The organism is Sulfitobacter sp. HI0040 (genome assembly GCF_001634885.1).
Classification (GTDB): Bacteria; Pseudomonadota; Alphaproteobacteria; order Rhodobacterales; family Rhodobacteraceae; genus Sulfitobacter.
The window spans coordinates 1-12,969 of sequence record NZ_LWEX01000468.1; the positions used below are offsets into that span (position 1 = coordinate 1).

Here is a 12,969-nt window from a genome sequence, read left to right on the forward strand (position 1 = left end):
GCATGATCCTGAAGCGCGGCGTAGGCCTTGCGGCGATAGGCGCTGCGGGCCTGTTCGAATACCGACCGGTGCACCCGGGTAAGGCCGCTTTGCGCATAGGCGGACCGGGGTTTGAGGACCAGCATGCGGCGGTAGCAGGCCGCCGCGGGGAGCAGTTCGGCGGCCACCTCGGCAAGCATCGCGGCATCCCGCTGGGCGAGGAACAGCCGCCGGGCTATGGCCCGGACGTTCGCGCGGCGGGCGCGGGCAAGCACGCGGAGGGAGGGCGCCTCTGCCGGACTGTCCAGGATATCGGTGGCGAGGCGAAAGGCAGCCTCACCATCGGTGCGGCAGAGTTTTGCGAAGGCAGTGGGGAAGCTACCCTGCGGATCGGTTTCGGCAAGGCTGCGCGCTTCGAAAAGCCGGCCTTCGCCATGGTCTGCATCCAGCAGCAGAAGGTCCCGGGCGTGGCGCAGACACTCTGCCCATGCGCCTTCGCGGCTTGCGATCCGCGCGAGTTGCAGGTGGGGCTCAGGCTCATGTGGGCTTTGACGGGAAAGCTTCTGCCACGCGGCGCGGGCTTCTTGGGGGCGCTTCCAGCGCCATGCAATGCGGGCTGCGTGGCGCAGTGCCTGCGGATGATCGGGGTCGGTCATGAGGATTGCGCGGGCGAAACCATAGGCGCGCTCCATCTCGCCCGCCTTGTAGGCGGCGAGCATGGCGGGTAGGCGTTCGTCCTCGCTCCGCCTCGCCGCTCGACCGCCCGACGGTCTGGAGTTGTGAGTCGCTGCGCCGAAATCCGTCGAGAAGGTTTCAAAATTCTTCATTCCATCCCTCGTTGGCCCGGACCTGCGGGGTGACACCCGGAGCCCTTTATACAATTTTGATTATTATTGGCCGCTGCGGTTAACAGGCTGTTAAGCCTATCCGCGAATTGGAAGTTGTATAAAATTCAATTACTTGTAAGAAACGAAGAACAGGGGCGTTGCCTGCGGCGCGGATGAAGCGTGCGTTTGGTAAACCCGATCTGAACAGAAAACCTCCAATCCTTCGCTTTTCGCGAGGAGATTCGGATGAAACGACCTTTCCAGCATCACGGTGAAACGCTGAACGGCCCCCTGGCCCATGGGTTCGCCGTGATACCCGATGATGTGAACCCCCTGCCGGTCACCACGCGTGCCGTCCATCTGGGCGGCGGGGGCGACCTGAAAGTCACCTTCGTGTCGGGGGACGAGGTGACGTTGCAGAACCTTGCCTCCGGCTGGCATCCGCTTCGGCTGTCGAAGGTCTGGCAGACCGGCACGACCGCCGCCGCGATCGTCGGAGGCTGGTGATGATCGGCGTCGGCACGGCTTTGGCAGAGATCATCGTGCTGCGACCGCCCCAGTTGGTGCAGCCCCACCCCTTTACGCTCATCGTTCGAAACCTCGAAAGGTAACCCATGGCCCAGGATCCGATCCTTTCCGCTGCGCAGACCGATGCGCTGGCGCTCACCCAGTTTCTGACCGAACCGGCGGGGACAACCAACCGCAACTCCGTCGGGGTGGATATCGGCACCCTGTCGGACATCGCGGGAACGCTCGCCCCGGCGTTCGGCACCACCGCGGAAATGCTGGCGGATACGGTGCCGCGCCCGGTGGGCAGCCTTATCCATACCGCAAGCCCGCGTGCCTCTTACAAGGTGGTCGATGCGGCCCTGCCCGCCCATCTCACGACGGCGGGCGGAACTGGGCTGGTGCATCTTGAAGGTGCTTATGTCATCGCGATTGCCGGGCAGTCGAATGCCGCAGGGGTGCATGTGGATGGCCCCAACCCGGCAAGCCCGCTGGTGCGCAGCTGGGATGCCCCTGCCGGTGCCTGGGGCGGTTCGGACCGGACCGCCGCCCCCTGGACCCATTCAAATCCGGACGGCAACGGGGGGGCCAGCAACTACGCGCTGGCCCGGGCCCATGCCGTGGCCGCCACGACCGGCAGGCCCGTCTTCATCGTCTTCGACGCGCTGGGCGGCGCGCCGATTGCGGACTGGGTGGCGGAAGCGCCTGCGGATACGCGGTTTCAGGCGCTGGATGCCAAGATCACCGCCGCGCTGGCCGACCCGATGCTGCAACAGCACGGGGTGGGCGGCATCGACGAGATGATCTTTGCTCAGGGAGAGGCGGATTACCTGAGCGGGTTCGGCGCGCATCTGGACAGCCTCGTGACCCTGATGGCGAAGATACGCGGCCGGAGTTGGGCTGCCCCCGGTATGCCGTGCTTCATGATGTCACCGGCGGATGTGCATGACCGCTATCTGTGGCGGGCCGCCATGCGGCATTTCTGCGGGCGTATCGACACCGATTGCCGCTTTGTTGCGCTCAATGATCTGGAAACGGAATACAGCACCACGGGTCAGGGCGATGCCTCGCACTTCCTCGGCACCGGGGTCTGGCGGGCGGGGTACGATTACATCGCGCAGACCGCACGGGTGGAAAGCGGAACGGAGCTTTTCTGGGGGCGCGGGGTAGGCCCAGCCTCGCCCGCCGAGCCGACGGTTCTGGCGACCTTTTCGAGCCTTGTATCCGCAGACAGTTGGACAGCGACAGCCCCGCCCAATGGCCCGGCAGCCGCCGGGTCCATTTCATGGGGCAAGGCCTGTTTCGCGGATGGGAATTACACCTTCGCGCTGGGGTATGGATGCGTGACCGACAACCTGTCGAACTACGGCATCCTTGCGGGGCGGGACCTGTCATCGAACGGCGCGGCAGATTATTTCGCGGGGTTCGGTTTCCAGAACGACATGGCGGCGCGCTATACGCTCGCGGCGGGGCGCGGGCATGTGTTGATGGCGGAGGGGGGCACGGCGATCGGCCTCTTTTCGGAGTACACGGGGGCGGAGGCCGATGCCCCCCTGTTGCAGGTCGGTAATGGCAGTAGCAGCTCGAACCGGGGCAACGCCTTTTGCGTGCGTCAAAGCGGTACGGTGGAGACCAAGGGCATCCCGGTTCATGCGGACAATGCGGCGGCACTGATGGCGGGCCTGCCCGTCGGGAGCTGGTTTCATCAGGGAGACGGCATCCTGCGGGTGGTCATCTGAAAGCCATCGAGCACCGCACGGGTACGGGCAAGGCAGGTGTCCAGATCGAAAAGGGCGCGACAACGGCGGCGACCCGCTTCGCCCATCCGGGTGAGGCGCTGAGGATCGGCGAGCAGGGTGGCCAGAATGGCCGCAGTCTCGCCGATATCCAAGCGGTCGGCGCGGGGCAGCAGAAGGCCCGTTTCGCCGTGACCGACGATCTGAGCCGCATTGCCAGCGGGCGTGCACAGGACCGGCACCCCCGCCGCCTGCGCTTCGATCAGTGCGTTGGGGGAGCCTTCGAGGCGGGGCAGATGCATCAGCAGGGCGGACCGGGCAAGTGCTGCCGGAACATCGCGGCAGAGCCCGGGAAGGAAAATGCGGGTCGCGAGGCCGAGGTCGCGGACCCTTTGCAGATTGCGGGCGTGATCGCTGCCCTGCCCGAGCACCACGAACCTTACATCGTCCCGGTCACGAAGGAGGCGCGCGGCGACTTCGATCCAGTCCCGGGCGCGTTTGTTGCGGTCATGCCTGAAGATGCCCAGAACCGTGAGGTGGCAGGCGGGGCTGGCCCGGTGGATGCCGCGCCAATAGGAGGGCGCTTTGGGGGAGATGGAGGCAACCGGCGGTACCGCGTTGTGGATGACCGCGACCGCGTCCCGGCGCAGGCCCAGCCAGTCTTCGTAGGCGCGCGCACCCGGCGTGCTGTTGGCGGTCAGCCGCACCCGGTTCAGCCCTGCGAGAACGGGAAAGGCGCTTGCCATATGCGGGCGCAACAACTCGGGCCGCTGGACGGGTGGCATACCGCGGAAGGAGGCCACGATACGCGGCACCCCGGCCAGAAGCGCGCCAAGCGCGCCCGCCAGCACAGCACCATCCTGCCAGAGATAAACCGCGGCGGGGCGCGTGTGGCGGTAGTGCCCGGCGAGGCGCAGCGCGTCTGACTGCAGCGTTTGGGGGAGCAGATCGACCAGTTGTCTGACGCGCATCGGCAGGACGACAGTGGCGGGGAGTTCGCCCAGTCGGTAGATCGGCACCCCTGCCCGGATCAGGTCGGGCGCGAAGAAATCCGTCTCCCCCCCGGGGTCCGCGCGGCGCAGGATGACGTCTACCGGCCTGTCGCCGAACAACCCGCAGGCGATGCGGGTCATCTGCCGTTCCGCCCCGCCGGGGCCGAGCGTGCCGGAGAGAAAGCTGACCCGGGCTTTCGCCCAATCTGCGGGAAGCGGCGGGCAGAGGCGCGCCAAGGCACGGATTACATGCGGAACCGCATCGGCTTCGGGATCCGGCGTGAGGGTGGAGAGAAGGGCAGCCTTGCGCCCGAGATCCTGCAGGAAGGCAGGATCGAACTGGACCTGTTCGGCGGGAATGCCCCTGAGAACCCGCAAGGCGCTGACATAGCGGGCACGTGCATGGAGGTGATGGACATAGGCGTTCCGCAATTCCGGCGCGTCGGGGTTGCGGGAAAGACAACCTGTCACGATGCTGTCCAGTGCGGATTCGGCATGTAATTCGGCCAGCCCGTGAAGCATCATGAGTGCCGAAGCGGGGTTTTCAGTGGCATCGGGATAAAGGCGCGACAGCAGCGCCCGCCCTTCGGCCATGCGCCGGTCCCGCCGATACCAGCGCAGGGTCATCCGGCAGGCGGTGACATCCCGTGGATGACGTATCAGCGCCGCCCGCCAGATCCTGCGCATCGCTGTCGGGCGATGCTGACGCTCTGCCGCCAATGCACGCAGGACGGCGACCGGGGGCGCAGCGGTAGACACTTCACCCGGGAAGGTGGCCAGATGCTGGAACTGGGGGGTCCGGGGACCGATCACTAGGCGGTGTCCTCCACCATGCGGGCGGTTTCGAGCACCGCTGCGGCCATGGCGGCATCCTCCACCTCGATAAGGCGCCCGCCGTGGAGGGCGAAATGCCTGTCACACCATTTGCCCATCTGGGTCACGTTGCGCGTAATGAAGACCAGCCCCGCTTCCGCGAGGCGCCGTTCCAGCATCGCATCGGAGCGCGCGCGCTGCGGGCCTTCGCCAAAGCCGATGGTTTCATCCGCGATGTACCAGTCGCAGCGCTGGCTCAGGGAAAAGCCGCAGGCCAGTGCGGCCCGGACAGAGGGCGCATATCCGCCCATGCGGCGGGCGAATCCGTCCGGCTGCCCGGTCAGGCGCGTGCAGAAGGCGAGCGTTTCGGCGGGGTCCGCCCCCACGGCCCGGGCGGCGATGGCGATATTCATCGTCCCCGTCAGATCCGGATGGAGGAAACCACTCGATCCGATGGGCCATGACACCCGACCCTGCCGGCGCAGGACCCCGGCATCGGGACGGTCCATACCGCAGAGAAGACGCGCCAGCGTGCTCTTGCCCCGGCCCGGGCGGGCCAGAATGCCGACCCGCTCCCCAGTGCGAAAGATGACGGAGACCTGCCCCAGCACCGGATGCGGCAAGGGGGCGTCCCCGTGGCAAGTGACATCGATCAGGGAGATCATGCGCCGGGCCACCACGACAGGTTCAGCGGACCGCGCGCCTGCAGGCAAAGAGCTGCCAGAAGACAGACGATGCCGAAGGCCGCGGGATACCAAAGTTCTGCGATGGGCGAACGATAGCCGTGGAAATACCCTTCCCGCAGAAGCTCGGTCGCGTGAAAGAGCGGGTTCCACCACAGCAGGTCGCGCGCCGGACCGGAAAGCTCGGTCGCGGTGTAAAACAGCCCGGAAATCCAGAAGAGCGGCCGCAGGAGGACCGCGAGCATGCGACCGAAACTTTCGGACACGCCATTGAGAAGCGCGAGGAGCGACCCCACGCCAGCAGCCAGCAGCCATGTTACGGCCAAGGCGGTGTAGACCCCCCAAAGATCGCCCGGCAGAGGGGCGCCAACGATCATGGCGAGCCCGCCGAAAACCACCAGCGCGACAAGGACGAGGTTCGCCGCCTCCACCAATGCCGCGGCGGTCAGGATATCCCGGTCCCCCAGCGGGGCGAGGAGCTTCATGTGGCGGTGCGCGACAAGGGAGCGGACCATGGACCCGATGGTCTGACGGAACATGGCATAGGGCAGGATGCCGGTGGCCACGAAAACCTCAACCCCGACGGCAATCGGCGGGCGCCTATCCATGATGATGAAGAGGCCTACAACAAGGCCGATCCACACCATCGGCACGGCAACGGACCAGAAGGGGGCGAGAAGCCCGCCGGTGAACCGCGTCCGACGTTCCCGCGCGATAAGGGCAGAGAAACGCGCCGCCTGGCCGGGGATGGGAAAGGACCGCTGCATGTTGGCCAAGGTAAGACCAGCCCGGGCGGTCAGGCAACTAATTTAAAGTTAACAAAGGGTTAATAGGTGGGGTAGCATCCCCCCCGGGGGCGTTCGCTTTTTGGAAGGTGCGCGATTGCCCTGCCCCGAACATAAAGGAGGCGGCCCCTCGGGACCGCCTCCGTCACTCGTTAACAACGGCGAAGTCAGTGCTTCGCTGCGAACTGGTCAATCTGGCGCTCGGCTTCATCCTTGGTGCAGCCGTAGCGTTCCTGAATGCGACCCGCGAGCTGTTCACGATTGCCGTTGGCCTGTGCCACGTCATCGTCCGTCAGGTCGCCCCATTCTTCTTTTACCTTGCCGGTGAACTGCTTCCAGTTGCCTTCGATACGGTCCCAATTCATCGTGCATACTCCTATTTACTGTTTACCCGGACGGGATTGGTACAAGACCACCCGCGTCTCATTAATTTAACGCCGATGACGGGGAGTTGTTCCACCGTGAATCGGGAAATTCCCCCGACCGGAAAAAGGACACCATTGGCAGGGCTGCAAGCCCAGATCAGGTGAACTGTTCGCTGATCAACCGCTCTTCGAGACCATGGCCCGGATCGAAGAGAATGCGGTGGGCAACGGAGGGTTCGGAGCGGATTTCGACCGTCACCACATCCCGGTGGGACTTTCCGTCGGCATCGGCCATCACGGGCCGCTTTTCCGGTTCGAGCACGTCAAAGCGCACCTCTGCCCGCTTGGGCAACAGCGCGCCCCGCCAGCGCCGGGGACGGAAGGCCGCCATCGCTGTCACGGCCAGCACATCGGCCCCGATGGGCAGGATCGGCCCGTGGGCGGAATAATTATAGGCCGTGGACCCAGCGGGTGTCGCCACCAGCGCGCCATCGCAGACGAGTTCCTGCATCCGCAGCCGCCCGTCCACGCTGATCCGCAGCTTGGCCGCCTGTGGCCCCGCGCGCAGCAGCGAGACCTCATTGATGGCCAGCGCATGGGAAACATCGCCATCGGCATGGGTCGCGCGCATGGAAAGCGGGTTGATCACCGCCTCCTCTGCCGCCGCCAGCCGGGCAATCAGGCGGCTGTCGCCGTAATTGTTCATCAGAAAGCCGATGGTGCCCCGGTTCATTCCATAGACCGGGACATTCAGCGTTTGCGTTTCATGCAGGGTCTGGAGCATGAAACCGTCGCCGCCCAGCGCCACGATGACCTCCGCCTCTTTCAAGGGCACGTCGCCGTAGCGGTCGGCCAGTGCTGCCAGTGCCGTCTGGGCGACGGGCGCGCGGCTGGCGGTAAAGGCTATCTTCATGCTGCGGCCCCCGGGTTTCCGATCGTCGTCCTTCGGCTCCGAAAGAACCATATATTCGCAGCCGCTGCCAGCATTGCCGCACAAGAGGCCCCCTGCGTCGGTTTCCCGCCTTCCCCAGCCTTTTCCTTTGGGCTACGAAGCCCGCGAAACAGCGCCATCAAGGAAACCCCAAATGTCCGACTTCTTTACCGCTTCGCTTGCCCAGGTCGACCCGGAACTGGCCGCCTCCATCACCGACGAGTTGGGACGCCAGCGGGACGAGATCGAACTGATCGCTTCGGAAAACATCGTGTCCAATGCCGTGCTGGAAGCGCAGGGCAGCATCATGACCAACAAATATGCCGAAGGCTATCCGGGCCGGCGGTACTATGGCGGGTGCCAGTATGTGGACGTGGCCGAAACCCTCGCGATCGAGCGGGCAAAGCAGCTTTTCGGCTGTGGCTTCGCCAATGTGCAGCCCAACTCCGGCAGTCAGGCGAACCAGGGCGTCTTTCAGGCCCTGCTGCAGCCCGGTGATACGATCCTGGGCATGAGCCTCGATGCCGGGGGGCACCTGACGCATGGTGCGGCGCCCAACCAGTCGGGCAAGTGGTTCAATGCTATCCAATACGGCGTGCGCAAGCAGGACAACCTGCTGGATTACGATCAGGTCGAGGCGCTGGCGAAAGAGCATAGCCCCAAGATGATCATCGCCGGCGGCTCCGCCATTCCGCGCCAGATCGATTTTGCCCGCATGCGCGAAATCGCCGATATGGTGGGTGCCTACCTGCACGTGGACATGGCGCATTTTGCCGGGCTGGTGGCTGCGGGCGAACACCCCTCGCCCTTCCCGCATGCCCATGTGGCGACGACCACGACCCACAAGACCCTGCGCGGCCCGCGCGGCGGCATGATCCTGACCGACGACGAGGCGCTGGCGAAGAAATTCAACTCCGCCATCTTCCCCGGCATTCAGGGCGGCCCGCTGATGCATGTGATCGCGGCCAAGGCCGTGGCCTTCGGCGAGGCGCTGCAGCCGGAATTCAAGACCTACATCAAACAGGTCATCGCCAACGCGCAGGCGCTCAGCGACGAGCTGATCAAGGGCGGGCTGGATACCGTGACCCATGGCACCGACACCCATGTTCTGCTGGTCGATCTGCGCCCCAAGGGGGTGAAGGGCAACGATACCGAAAAGGCGCTGGGCCGCGCCCATATCACCTGCAACAAGAACGGCGTTCCCTTCGACCCCGAAAAGCCGACAGTCACTTCCGGGATCCGTCTGGGCTCCCCTGCCGGAACGACCCGCGGCTTCGGTGAGGAAGAATTCCGCCAGATTGCCCGCTGGATTGTGGAGGTCGTCGACGGGCTGGCCGCAAATGGCCCCGATGACAACGGCGCGGTGGAAGAGAAGGTGAAGGCCGAAGTGGCCGAGCTTTGCAAAAGGTTTCCGCTCTATCCCAACCTGTGATCGGGCAGGCAAACCAATGAAGCCGGGCGGCCCCCATCGGGGGCCGTTTGCTTTTGTGGCTGCAGGGGTGCCGCAAAATGGACTTGCCCGCGCTCGGGGGCTGGGCCACCTTGCGCGTCAAAGGAGACATCTCATGCAGATCTACCCCGCCGCCGAACGTCCCGCGCAGGATGTCGACCCGCAATATTTCACCGGCGATGTGTCGATGCAGCCTCTCGTCACGGCCCCTGCCCCGGCCCGGCTGCGCGGCGTCTCTGTCAGCTTTCAGCCTGGCGCACGTACCGCCTGGCACACGCACCCGCTAGGCCAGACGCTGATCGTGACCGCGGGCAATGGCCTCGCGCAGGTGGAGGGGGAAGCGATCCGCCCCCTTTCCGTAGGCGATGTCGTCTGGTTCGAACCGGGCGAGAAACACTGGCATGGTGCCGCCCCCGACAGCGCCATGACCCATATCGCCCTGCAGGAAGCGCAGGACGGCAGCGCCGTCACCTGGCTGGAGCATGTAACGGACGCGCAATACGCCGGCGGCTAATCTAAGGCGCGGTAGCCGCCCTGTCAGCGCGGCGCCATCCGGATCGCCCCGTCAAGGCGGATGACCTCGCCGTTCAGCATGGGGTTGGTGACGATATGGCCCACCATCGCGGCATATTCCGCAGGCGCGCCCAGCCGGGACGGAAACGGCACCTGCCGCCCGAGCGAGTCCTGCACATCCTGCGGCAACCCTTCGAGCAGCGGCGTCAGGAAGAGACCCGGTGCGATGGTGCAGATCCGCACGCCCTTGTCCGCCATGTCGCGGGCCATGGGCAGCGTCATGCCCACCACGCCGCCCTTGGACGCGGCATAGGCCACCTGACCGATCTGGCCTTCGTATGCGGCGACGGAGGCGGTGTTGACGATCACGCCCCGGGCGCCATCAGGCTCCGTGGGGTCAGCGGCGGCCATGCGCGCGGCGGCCTGACTGGCACAGTTGAAACTGCCCAGCAGATTGACCCGGATGACCTTTTCGAACAGCGCCGCGTCATGCGGCTCCCCCCGGGACACGGTCTTGGCGGCGGGGCCGATCCCGGCGCAATTCACCAGCACCCGCAAGGTGCCCAGTTCGGCTTCCGCCCGGTCGAGCCCCGCGCGCACGCTTTCAGGGTCGGAGACGTCGACCTTGCAGAACAGCCCGGACAGGGATTTCGCCCGTTCCTGTCCCTGTTCTTCGTTCAGATCGAAAAGGGCGACCTTCAGCCCCATTTCCGCCAGTTGCGCCGCGGTGGCCGCGCCGAGGCCCGATGCCCCCCCGGTGATCACCGCTGTCTGTCCGGTCCAATCCTGCATGGCTGCGCTCCCTTTCGCTCCGCATCTTCTATACCCCCCGTGATACGTGGCTGGGTTGGGTATGCAAGCGGCTTCGGTGCGCCGCTAGAGCCGGCCAGACCACCACATCCATGTCACGAAGGCGGTGAAAACCACGATCAGGTTGAAAGCAATGGTGCCCGTGACCGACAGGATCCGGCCCAGCCGCGCATCGGCAGCATCGATGGCCTTGAGGTGCTTTGCCACCGTATCATAGGCCCGGTCGAGTGCCGCGCCGTCGATCTGGCGGGACAGTTTCGGATGCGCCATCAGGGTCTCGGCCCGCACCAGAACGGCGGCTTCGCGCCGGATGGAACGCGGCAACCTGCGGCCCGCGCGCCTAAAGCCGCGCTCCAGCGTTTGCGCCTTGATGCCGAGCTTTTCGCGCAAGAGCTTCAGCAGCTTTTCCCGGCGGCGTTCCATGTCGAATTGATCCATCATGGCCGCACCTAAACCCACTGGCATGGCGGCGGCAATCCCGGTAGTCCTGCTGACATGCTTGCCTTTGAACGTTTCGATCCCCCTTCGTCTTCGCCCGACCAGCCGCCGCTGCTCATCGCCCATGGGCTTTATGGTTCGGGGCGCAACTGGCGGGTGATCGCACGGCGCCTGGCGGATGCGCGGCCCGTCATCACGGTGGATATGCGCAACCACGGGGAAAGCCCGCGGTTCGACCGCCACGGCTATCCCGAAATGGCCGCCGATCTGGCGGAGGTGATCGCGGCGCAGGGCGGGCTTTGCGATGTCTGCGGCCATTCGATGGGCGGGAAGGCCGCGATGGCGCTGGCGCTGCTGCACCCAAAGAGCTTGCGCAGGTTGATCGTGGCCGACATCGCACCGGTGACCTACCGCCACACGCAACAACAGTTCATCGATGCGATGCGCGCGGTCGACCTGTCCGCCGTCACCCGGCGGTCGGAGGCGGAGGAGCAACTGGCGGCGGCGGGGGTGGAACCCGCATTGCGCAGTTTCTTCACCCAATCGCTCGATCTTGCCAATCGGCGCTGGCGGCTCAATCTCGATACGCTCGAACGCGAGATGGACCGGATCGTGGGCTGGCCCGATGACATCACCGGTCGGTTCGACGGCCCCAGCCTGTTCCTGACCGGGGCGGAGTCGGACTATGTGCTGCCCGAGCACCGGGAAATCATCAAACCGCTGTTTCCGCAGGCGCGCTTTGCGAAGCTGCCGGGCGCCGGTCACTGGCTGCACGCGGACCGCCCCCGCGCCTTCGAAGAAGCGCTTCGGGTTTTCCTTAGTGCCTGAACGCACCATGGCTTGACCTGCGCGCCGGGTTACTTAACGTATTTGTGACAAGACGTTAACGAGACATGGGGAAGGGTCATGTGGCGCAAGGTATTCGCGCAGTTTCTCAATCGCATGATGGTATGTGACAGGCTGCATGTCACCTATCCCGACGGAACGACGGAACACTACGGCCCCGACAGCGGCGAACAGGCGGCCATAGCCATCCATTCAGAAGCCGCCCTGCGCGCGCTCTGCATCAATCCCGAACTGGCACTGGGCGAACGCTACATGGAAGGCACGCTGACCTTCCCCAATACCACGCTCGATCATTTCCTCGCGGTCATCCTCCGCAACCGGCGGCTGGGGCGGATGCCGTCATGGGTCAATGCCTCCAATACCGCTCGTTTTCACCTGCGCCGCTGGATCCAGAAAAATGCACCCTCCCGGGCACGGGCCAACGTGGCGCATCACTACGACCTGTCGGACGATCTCTACCGGCTCTTCCTCGACGAGGACATGCAGTATTCCTGCGCCTATTTCGCCCGGCCGGACATGACGCTCGAAGAAGCGCAGGCCGCCAAGAAGGCGCATATCGCGGCCAAGCTGCGGCTTGAGCCGGGGCAGCGCGTGCTCGACATCGGCTGTGGCTGGGGCGGCATGGCGCTGACGCTGGCGCGGGACCACAAGGTGCGCGTCACCGGGATCACGCTGTCGCAGAACCAGCTCGCCACGGCACAGGCCCGCGCCCGCGACGAAGGGCTCGAAGACCTCGTGACCTTCCGGCTGCAGGATTACCGCGCGGTGACGGAGAGATTCGACCGGATCGTCAGCGTCGGCATGCTCGAACATGTGGGCGTGCCCAATTACGACACCTATTTCGCCACCGTCTCCCGGCTGCTGGAGCCCGACGGCACGGCGCTCATCCATACGATCGGGCGCAGCGCCCCGCCCGCGCCCCATTCGGTCTGGCTCAACAAGTATATCTTCCCGGGCGGCTATGTGCCCTCGCTCTCCGAACTGGCAGGGCCCATGGAACGCGCGGACCTCTGGCAGACGGATATCGAGATCTGGCGCCTGCATTACGCCAAGACGCTGCGGCATTGGCGCGAACGGTTCGAAGCCCACTCCGACCAGCTGCGGCGCACCTATGATAACCGGTTCATCGCGATGTTCCGCTGGTATTTCGCGATCTGCATCGCGGCCTTCGAACAGCAGATGCAGGGCGTCTACCAGTTCCAGCTTTCCAAGAGCCACAAATCCGTACCCCTCACGCGGGACTATCTTTACGCGCAGGGCTGACCCGCCCGGCGCTGCTCCCTTCTTTCGCCCC

Annotated in this window: 14 protein-coding genes; 6 read left to right on the forward strand and 8 right to left on the reverse strand. The window is 65.3% G+C overall.

The annotated features are described in order from the left end of the window. Window positions 1–806, reverse strand: an 806-nt coding sequence (locus A3728_RS19040; RefSeq protein ID WP_201722349.1) for a hypothetical protein, incomplete at its 3' end; no start/stop codon positions are given. A gap of 246 nt (window positions 807–1,052) precedes the next feature. Between A3728_RS19040 and A3728_RS19045 the strand changes: the two genes are divergently transcribed. Together A3728_RS19045 and A3728_RS19050 are read left to right on the forward strand one after the other, a co-directional pair. Next, on the forward strand, window positions 1,053–1,313 hold the full coding sequence (locus A3728_RS19045) for a spike base protein, RCAP_Rcc01079 family (RefSeq protein WP_067927498.1): 261 nt from the start codon (window positions 1,053–1,055) through the stop codon (window positions 1,311–1,313). Window positions 1,314–1,420: 107 nt separating this feature from the next. Next, window positions 1,421–3,052, forward strand: a complete 1,632-nt coding sequence (locus A3728_RS19050) for a hypothetical protein (RefSeq protein WP_067927501.1) — start codon at window positions 1,421–1,423, stop codon at window positions 3,050–3,052. Here the strand turns inward: A3728_RS19050 and A3728_RS19055 are convergent. The 5 genes from A3728_RS19055 to A3728_RS19075 all read right to left on the reverse strand — a co-directional run bounded on the left by A3728_RS19055 (window position 3,019) and on the right by A3728_RS19075 (window position 7,600). After that, a complete protein-coding gene (locus tag A3728_RS19055; protein WP_067927505.1) occupies window positions 3,019–4,854 on the reverse strand; it encodes a glycosyltransferase in 1,836 nt (611 codons plus the stop codon). The genes A3728_RS19050 and A3728_RS19055 overlap by 34 nt on opposite strands. Beyond that, complete coding sequence (locus A3728_RS19060) at window positions 4,854–5,519, reverse strand: ATP-binding cassette domain-containing protein (RefSeq protein WP_150120890.1); 666 nt, start codon at window positions 5,517–5,519, stop codon at window positions 4,854–4,856. The genes A3728_RS19055 and A3728_RS19060 overlap by 1 nt, the downstream gene beginning before the upstream one ends. Next, window positions 5,516–6,304: an ABC transporter permease gene (locus A3728_RS19065; protein ID WP_067927512.1), complete on the reverse strand. Its 789-nt coding sequence runs from the start codon at window positions 6,302–6,304 to the stop codon at window positions 5,516–5,518. The genes A3728_RS19060 and A3728_RS19065 overlap by 4 nt, the downstream gene beginning before the upstream one ends. A gap of 185 nt (window positions 6,305–6,489) precedes the next feature. After that, window positions 6,490–6,687, reverse strand: a complete 198-nt coding sequence (locus tag A3728_RS19070) for a CsbD family protein (RefSeq protein WP_067927516.1) — start codon at window positions 6,685–6,687, stop codon at window positions 6,490–6,492. A 157-nt stretch (window positions 6,688–6,844) separates the two neighbouring features. Continuing rightward, window positions 6,845–7,600 (reverse strand): NAD kinase, encoded by a 756-nt coding sequence (locus A3728_RS19075; protein ID WP_067927532.1) that lies wholly within the window; start codon window positions 7,598–7,600, stop codon window positions 6,845–6,847. A 172-nt stretch (window positions 7,601–7,772) separates the two neighbouring features. Here A3728_RS19075 and glyA point away from each other — a divergent pair, with 172 nt between their 5' ends. Then, on the forward strand, window positions 7,773–9,050 hold the full coding sequence (gene glyA, locus A3728_RS19080; protein WP_067927519.1) for a serine hydroxymethyltransferase: 1,278 nt from the start codon (window positions 7,773–7,775) through the stop codon (window positions 9,048–9,050). Window positions 9,051–9,183: 133 nt separating this feature from the next. After that, window positions 9,184–9,582 carry a (R)-mandelonitrile lyase gene (locus A3728_RS19085; RefSeq protein ID WP_067927522.1) on the forward strand — a complete coding sequence of 133 codons (399 nt, stop codon included), beginning with the start codon at window positions 9,184–9,186 and terminating at the stop codon, window positions 9,580–9,582. A 23-nt stretch (window positions 9,583–9,605) separates the two neighbouring features. On the opposite strand, the gene A3728_RS19090 is transcribed toward A3728_RS19085, so the two are convergent. Beyond that, entirely contained in the window at window positions 9,606–10,373 is a 768-nt protein-coding gene (locus A3728_RS19090; RefSeq protein WP_067927525.1) for an SDR family NAD(P)-dependent oxidoreductase, read from the reverse strand. Window positions 10,374–10,457: 84 nt separating this feature from the next. Further along, window positions 10,458–10,832 (reverse strand): hypothetical protein, encoded by a 375-nt coding sequence (locus A3728_RS19095; RefSeq protein ID WP_067927536.1) that lies wholly within the window; start codon window positions 10,830–10,832, stop codon window positions 10,458–10,460. Between the two features lie 54 nt (window positions 10,833–10,886). Here A3728_RS19095 and A3728_RS19100 point away from each other — a divergent pair, with 54 nt between their 5' ends. Further along, complete coding sequence (locus tag A3728_RS19100) at window positions 10,887–11,657, forward strand: alpha/beta fold hydrolase (RefSeq protein ID WP_067927527.1); 771 nt, start codon at window positions 10,887–10,889, stop codon at window positions 11,655–11,657. A gap of 78 nt (window positions 11,658–11,735) precedes the next feature. Beyond that, window positions 11,736–12,938, forward strand: a complete 1,203-nt coding sequence (locus A3728_RS19105) for an SAM-dependent methyltransferase (protein ID WP_067927529.1) — start codon at window positions 11,736–11,738, stop codon at window positions 12,936–12,938. Window positions 12,939–12,969 lie beyond the last annotated feature (31 nt).